Genomic DNA, 1,851 nt, shown 5'->3' with positions numbered 1-1,851 from the left:
CGCCGGACGAGCCGATCATGACCGCGCTGCGGCACACCGTGGTGGAGATCGCGCGGGCGTGCGAGGCCGGCGAACTCGGCTTCGAGTTCCGGCCGACGCGCCCCACCACACCGCGCGGGCGGCGGAGACGGCACCGCCTGGGCGGGGGTCGTCGGGCCTCGCACGTAGACGGGTCGCGCGCCGTCAAGGCCGTTGCTGTGTCCCATTCCCGGGGGCCCGAGGGACACGCCATCCCAGCTATATCAGCAGCTCACAGGCGTGTTCCGGATTGGTGGAGTCGGTCGGTGTGCTTCTTGCTGGATCAAGCCCACGAGGTTCCTTCGACGTGAACCGTGAGTGAGGGGCGCTAGGTCGTCCTTGCCGCCGTTCGCGAGTTTGTTAGATCAGGGAATGCGCGCGGCTGGGTCTGCTGATGCCGAAACACCTCGGACCGTCGTCTCCAGACATAGAGCCGTCCCCGTACCATGCGGTACGGGGACGGCCTGTGATCAGATCACGCGATCATGCGTGTCGTCTGGCTACACCGCCAGGGCCTACAGCGACCGCAAACCCTTCGGCAGCGGCACACCCTTCTGCAGCGGCACACCCTTCTGCAGCGGCAGGGGCCCCGACCGGTCCAGCGGCTGCGGCGCCAGCGGCTGCCGGGGCTGCACCGGGTTCAGCGGGCCCGAGGAGCGCTCGGACTTGTCCATCGTTCCTACCTCTTTCATCTGAGGACTGCTCCAGCGACTTTCGCTGGCACTAAGACTGTCCGGTGGTCATCGGTTCGCGCACGCCTGAACCTTGTAGCCCGTCAGGACCGCGGCCAGGAGCACGTGGCCGAAAAAGACGAAGTCCGGAGGTGGCGGCGGGAAGGGCGAGCCTCCGAAAAGAGGAGCCTTAGCGGACGATTCCAGGACCCGGGGCGTCACCGGTGCGTGCCCGGAGGCCGGCTCCAACTGTTTGGAGACCCGGGAGCGGGCGGCCGCCCGGACGCGCCACATATGGCATCAATAGCGCGGGGGTTAGCGTGAAAGGGTACTGGGTACTGAGGTGTGGCGCCCGGCCGCGTGGTGCGGCCGGGCGTTGAGCGGGCGGATACTTGGCAGTATCCCGTCCTGGCTAGCGGATCAGCTTGTACGAGCCGACCGGGCCGTTCCTCCAGGGGATGTGGGGCTCGATCTTGTCGCCGAGGTTGACTCGCATACCGTGGTTCGGCCCCATGGGCGGGGCGTTTTCGGTGGTCGGCGGGGGGGGACTGCGGCGGGTCAGCAGCGGTCGTGTCGTCCGTGGTCATCTCGGCTCCCTTGCGTTGTGGTGTACGGACTCGGACTATCCGGTCCGTGCATCACTATGCACGATGGGCCAGGACTCACAAACCTGCGGCGCTTTCCCGTGCGGCTTTAGGACGTCATCTCATTTTGGTTAGTCGGCGGTGACACATCAGGGTGCCGGCGATGCCGACGAAGGCCAGGAAGTGCTCGGGCTTGCGTTCGTAGCGGCGGTGCAGGCGGCGGCAGCCGCTCAACCAGGACACCGTCCGTTCCACCATCCAGCGGTAGCGGCCGAGCCGCTCGGAGCACTCAATGCCACGGCGCGCGATGCGCGGGGTGATGCCCCGCCTGCGTAGCCAGCGCCGCAGGTCGGCGTAGTCTTAGAGGTCATAACAGACGGTGCATGTAGCGCGACATGTAGTGATGGTCGGGTGTGGTGTGGACGGGTGCGTAAGGGCGAGCAACCCCCGTGGATCGTGCCCGACAGCCTGTGGGAGCGGATCGAGCCGCTGCTGCCGAGGGTGGAGCGCCGTAAGCGCCATGCTGGGCGTGGGCGGTTGGACGACCGCAAGGTGCTGTGCGGGATCTTGTTCGTGTT

Annotated in this window: 2 protein-coding genes and 1 pseudogene; 1 reads left to right on the top strand and 2 read right to left on the bottom strand. The window is 67.0% G+C overall.

Annotated features, from left to right (window positions below):
- Positions 1–533: 533 nt before the first annotated feature.
- Positions 534–710, bottom strand: coding sequence for a hypothetical protein (locus tag AB0C84_RS46060; RefSeq protein ID WP_361079242.1), 177 nt, complete (start codon positions 708–710; stop codon positions 534–536).
- Positions 711–1,390: 680 nt separating this feature from the next.
- Positions 1,391–1,621, bottom strand: a pseudogene (locus tag AB0C84_RS46055) (transposase); the annotation flags it as partial.
- Positions 1,622–1,726: 105 nt separating this feature from the next.
- On the opposite strand from AB0C84_RS46055, the gene AB0C84_RS46050 reads away from it, so the two are divergent.
- On the top strand, positions 1,727–1,851 hold a 125-nt coding region (locus AB0C84_RS46050), incomplete at its 3' end, for a transposase (RefSeq protein WP_361079245.1).

The organism is Actinomadura sp. NPDC048955 (genome assembly GCF_040649435.1).
Taxonomy (GTDB): domain Bacteria; phylum Actinomycetota; class Actinomycetes; order Streptosporangiales; family Streptosporangiaceae; genus Spirillospora; species Spirillospora luteofluorescens.
The sequence above is the reverse complement of the archived record's forward strand: the minus strand, read 5'-3'. Positions and strand labels throughout refer to the sequence as shown.